The 5,215-nt window shown below is 72.6% G+C and carries 2 protein-coding genes and 1 pseudogene; 1 reads left to right on the forward strand and 2 read right to left on the reverse strand.

Annotated features, from left to right (window positions below):
- Positions 1–26 precede the first annotated feature (26 nt).
- Positions 27–4,427 carry an FtsK/SpoIIIE domain-containing protein gene (locus tag AB0H32_RS46730; protein ID WP_361135341.1) on the reverse strand — a complete coding sequence of 1,467 codons (4,401 nt, stop codon included), beginning with the start codon at positions 4,425–4,427 and terminating at the stop codon, positions 27–29.
- A gap of 70 nt (positions 4,428–4,497) precedes the next feature.
- On the reverse strand, positions 4,498–4,791 hold the full coding sequence (locus AB0H32_RS46735; protein WP_361135344.1) for a WXG100 family type VII secretion target: 294 nt from the start codon (positions 4,789–4,791) through the stop codon (positions 4,498–4,500).
- 116 nt (positions 4,792–4,907) lie between these two features.
- On the opposite strand from AB0H32_RS46735, the pseudogene AB0H32_RS46740 reads away from it, so the two are divergent.
- Positions 4,908–5,215 (forward strand): annotated as a pseudogene (locus tag AB0H32_RS46740) (hypothetical protein); the annotation flags it as partial.

Here is a 5,215-nt window from a genome sequence, read left to right on the forward strand (position 1 = left end):
GGGGTCGCGGGGTGCGCCTCCCGGTCTCAGAGGTCCGCTTCGGCGGCTTCGAGGAACGGCACCTGAACGGTCCGCAGTGTTCCGTCGCCCAGGTGCAGCAGGCCCCGGCCCGGCTGCGGGGCCTGTCCGACGACGCCCCGGCTCAGCTTCACGCCGATGACCTCGCCGTCGCTCAGTCCCTGCGGGGAGAGCAGCATGCCGGTGCGGTTGCGTTTCACCTGTCCCATCCAGCCGGCCAGGCTGAGCGACAGCGACTCGGCGTTGCCGGCCACCAGAACGCCCCAACCGGTTCCGGCGCCGCCGCGGGCGAGCAGAGCGAGGTCAGGGTCGATCTCGGCCCCCATGAACAGTTCGGCGTCGTCCACGAGGATCACTCCGTGTTCCTCGGGCACGTTGCTCAGCGCCTGCCGGAACTCCTGGGCCGACACCTCGGCGTCGGTGATGACGACGGTCACGCCGGGCCGTCCCCGCAGCCGCCGCAGCGGTGAGCGTCTGGGCGCCAGCACGATGAGTCCGGTGCCGGCGGCCAGCAGCGACTCCGCCGCGGTGAGCAGGGCGGTGCTGCGACCGGTGCGCGGCGGCCCGGCGATGACGAAGGTCGGTACGTCCGCGAGGTCGGGGCCTAGCGAGGTGAGGGTGTCGCCGCCCACGGCCACCAGGGGCCGCATCGGACCGCCGTGGGTGTGCAGGGCGAGCGCGTCGGTGTAGGCGATCCGGTCAGGGAGGACGTCCAGGCGGATCGGACGGCGGGCGGCGGGGAGCGTGGACTCGCGTTCGGTCAGCTCCTGGCCCAGGGCGACCAGGACCTCGGCCTGCGCGGTGCCGGCGAGATCCTCGCCGAGCACCGCGATCTGTGCCTCGCTGAGGTCCTGGGTGCGGATGCCGCGTCCCGGTGTGGGGTCGGTGGGCGCGGACTTGGAGGGGATGCCGACGCTGGAGTAGTCCTGGCGGTCGTTGAGCCTGAGGACGATCTTGTCCTCGGTGGTGCCGGAGAACCGGCTGCTGCCGAGCACCCGGTCGCCGGCGAGGACGACATGGATCCCGACGCCCGCTCCGTCGCGCAGCAGCCGGATCATGCGTTCCATGTAGCTGCCGTTGTCGTACGCGGTGAACTCGCGCTCGAAGACCTCGAACCGGTCGACCATCAGCACGATGTGGGCAAGCCGTTCCTCGGCGGGCTGGGCCCGGCGCAGTTCGGTCAGGTCGGCCGTGCCGCGCGCGCCCAGGGTGCTCTGGCGGGCGGTGAGCTCGGCGCCCAGCCGGTCCAGCAGCCGCCCGAGGCGCTCGATCTGGTTGCGGTCGACGACGGCGCCGCAGTGCGGTAGCGCAGTCAGGACGTTGAGGGCGCCGTTGCCGCAGTCGATGCCGTACAGATGGACGTCGTCGGCGCCGTGGGCCTGGCCGAGGGCGGCGGCCAGGGTACGCAGGGTCTGGGAGCGGCCGCTGCGGGGGGAGCCGACGATGTGCAGATGGCCGGCCCGGTCCAGGTCGAGGACCAGAGGGACGCGGGTCTGCTGGGCGGGCAGGTCAACCATGCCGTACTCGACGGCAGGCAGGGCCGCTTCCCGCTCGGCGAAGGGCTTCGGCGCGGGCGGCGGTGTCCACGGGAGCCGGTCGGGCAGCGGCGGCAGCCAGGGGCTGGGCTGGAGCGGTACCTCGGCGAGCCGGGCCGCCTGGGCGACGGCTCCCGCGAGGACCGCGAGGTCGGTGACGGCCTCGGTCTGCGCCAGGCCCGAGCCGCCCCGGGAGCGGGCGGCCGGCAGCGGCCCGCCGAGGTTCTGCCAGGTCACCGGTTCCGCGCGGACGGACGCCTCGGTCGCCTCGGCGGTCTGACCGCCGGGGCGACGGCCGCCCACCCGGCCCGACTGGAACGGCAGCAGGGCCGACGGTCCGAGCCGGGCATAGGCGCGGCCGGGGTTGGCCGGGGAGATGTCCCCTGAGTCGGGGGCGTCGATGATGTCGCGGCTCTCGCTGGTGTCGGTGGTGCGCAGCGCGATGCGCAGATTGGTGTTGGCGCGAATGTCCGGGGTGACCGCGCCTCCGGGACGCTGGGTCGCCAGCACCAGGTGGATGCCGAGCGAGCGGCCGCGCTGTGCGATGTTCACCAACCCGGAGATGAACTCGGGCAGTTCGCGCACCAGGGAGGCGAACTCGTCGATGCCCAGCAGCAGTCGGGGCAGTGGGGGCAGGACATTGCCGCCGCGGGCGCGCTTGTCGAGGTAGTCCTCGATGTCCTTGGCACCCGCCTGCGCCAGTAGTGTCTCGCGGCGGCGCAGTTCGGCGCCGAGGGAGACCAGTGCCCGCTCCACGAGCCGGCTATCGAGATCGGTGACCAGGCCGACGGTGTGCGGCAGGTCGGCGCACTCGGCGAAGGCGCTGCCGCCCTTGTAGTCGACGAGCACGAACGTCATCTCGTCGGGCCGGTTGACCACGGCGAGGGTGGCGACGAGGGTCTGCAGCAGCTCGGACTTGCCGGCGCCGGTGGTGCCGGCGATCAGGGCGTGCGGTCCGTCGCGGACCAGGTCGACGGCGAACTCACCGTCGTATCCGACACCGAGCAGGGCCCGCGTGCTGCGGCCGCCGAGCGACCAGCCGGCCACCACGGCCTCGGCGGTGGGCGGTTCGATGTGTAGCAGGTCCAGCAGGCGTACGGAGCCGGGCAGCGCGCTCTCGTCGCTGTCGCCGACGCCGCGCAGCGGAGCGAGGGCACGGGCGAAGTGCTCGTACCAGTCGGGCTCCGGCGAGTCGCTGCGCACGTTCTCCAGCGCGGCGCCGGAGCCGGTGCGCACCCGGGACGTGGTGGCACCCGGTTCGATGACGACGACAGCGCTGCACTCCTCGGGCAGCAGCCGCTCCTCACGGTCGATGCAGATGGTGTGGACGCCCACGGACGGGCCGTCGCGCAGCAGCGCGATCACACCGGGCAACGAGCGGGCCCGGCGGGCCTGTTCGAGGACGACCAGGATGTCGGGGTAGCCGTTCGCCCCGCCGCGTGTGACGTCGGGTCCGGCGGCCATGCGGGCGGCGACGAGCTGGCCGAGTTCGCCGAGTCGCCGGGCCAGGGACTCGGCGGTACTGCCGATCAGGGCGTAGGCGTCCTCGCCCTGGGCCTGGCTGTGGGGCAGCCAGCGGGTCCAGGACCAGTCGTGTTCGCCGTCAGGTCCGGCGAGTACGACGATCCGCAGGTCGGTGGGGCTGTGCAGGGCGGCGGCCTGGGCGGCCAGCCAGCCGGCGAGCCGGGTCGCGCCCGATCCGGCGACGCCCGCGACACCGGCTCGACGCAGCACCAAGGCGACCGGCACCTGGTTCAGCCACGGCACGGTGCTGCGCCGGTGCTCGTCCTGCTCCGGGTCGTCGACGGACACCGACGAGGGCAGGTCGGTGGTGCCCACGCGCACGGAGAGGAAGTCGGGGTCCTGCCACCGGCGTTCCCACAGCCGCTCCGAGGGCTGAACCGCCATCTGGAGCAGCGTGGCCGGATCGGGCAGCGACAGCCGCAGGTTGTGCTGTTCGTCCAGCACGGCCGCGTCGACGTCCGCGCGGACGCGGGCCAGGGTCCGGTCGTACTCCTCCTTCTTCTCCAGGTACTTGAGCATCGCCTGCTTGCGGCCGCCGAACTGGGTGACCAGGGCGGCTATCGGGGATAGTAGGGCGAGGAAGACGAAGGACCAACGGTGGGTGACGAAGATGGCGATCGCGGCGCTACCCGCGGGCAGCAGCAGGATCGGCAGCAGTGGGATGGGCCGCTTGTCGGGCTTGACCGGCGGGGTGGGCAGCCTGAACTTGGCGCCCGCGGCGGGCGGCAGGAACCTGGGTGGCCGGTTGAACTCCAGGCCAAGACCGTCCTGAGCCGGGGTCAGCGGGGCGCGGGCCGTCGGGCGTGAGGTCAGCTCCAGCAGGATGTCGCCGACGGCGAGCTGGCTGCCCGCCCGCCAGGGAGCGGGTCCTTGCGCGGGCTTGCCGTCGAGCAACGCCCCTTCCATCATGAGGAGTTCGGCGCTGCCGTCGAGGCGGACCCGGACCCGGGCCGCGACCGGCGGGGCGCCGTCGGCGAGGCGGACCCGGCACAGGAGGCCGCTGCCGATGTCGTAGTCACCGGGGACGAGCCGGAAGACGGTTCCGGCGCCGGAGCCCGACACCAGCCGGACCTCGGTGCGGCCCTCGGGGTCGGGCTCCCTCGGAAGAGGGGAGCCGAGCCCGAGGTCCATGCCGTCCCGCACCCCGGCGCCCTGGAGGGTGGTGTGCGGGTCGACGGGGGTCGAGCCGATGTAGAGGGGCGGCTCCTCCTCGGCCGCCCCGGCATACCCGACGGCCCGCGCCAGCTCGGCCGCGAACCTGCCCGTTTGCGCGGACGGTTCGGTTTCCACGGCGACGGTGGTGGACACCCCCTCGACCTGCGGGTCACGCACGCTGACGGTCAATCGCACTGCTCATCGTCCTTATCGTGTCGAGGTGGGTGCGGCATCGCCCACCGTGGCGGCGAGCCGGGCCGGTGGGTCAGGAGAGGTTGGAGCCGAGCTGGCTGTCGGTCTGGTCGAAGGCTTCGCCGACGGTCTTCACGTACTGGCCGATCCCCTGGAGCCCCTGGTTGACCTGATCGAAGCCCTTGGCGAACTCGTCGAAGAACGGCGAGAACTTCTGCTGGGCGGCCGGCGTGCTGTAGCCGTCGGCGAGGAGGTTGGAGATCTTGCCCTTGACCTCGTTGAGCTTGTCCTGAAGCTGGGAGAAGTCGTTGAGCAGGGCCTGCGAAGTGGAGGCCGTGGTGTCCGAGTTGACGCTGTAGTTGGGCATGGCGGTACTCCTTGCTGGTCGGTTGGTGCGGTCCATCCCTTCAGGGATGGAGGTCTGGGTGCGCGGGCCGGGTGGACGTCTAGCTGTCCGAGCCTTCCGCGGGACTCGTCGGCGCCGTGAAGAAACCGTCGCTCGACTGGGATGGCGACTCGCTGCCAGCGTTCGACTGCGAGTCGGAGGTGTTGATCGGCGGGAGGGTGGGCCGTCCCGGCGAGCCGCCGCCGTCGGGGTTGGTGGGAGAGAACGGCAGCGGTACGTGCGCGGGATCTGCCGGGATCGGGGTGGAGGGTCTGGAGCTGGTGGGCGACGGAGGCAGCGGCACACTCCCCGGATCCACCGACACCGGACCCGACGAACCCGCCGGACCCACCGGAGCCGGAGCCGGAGCAGGAGCCGACGGACCAGACCCCGTCTGCGACGGCGG

The sequence above is a fragment of the Streptomyces sp. NPDC020362 genome, from assembly GCF_040642095.1.
In the GTDB taxonomy this organism is placed as follows: domain Bacteria; phylum Actinomycetota; class Actinomycetes; order Streptomycetales; family Streptomycetaceae; genus Streptomyces.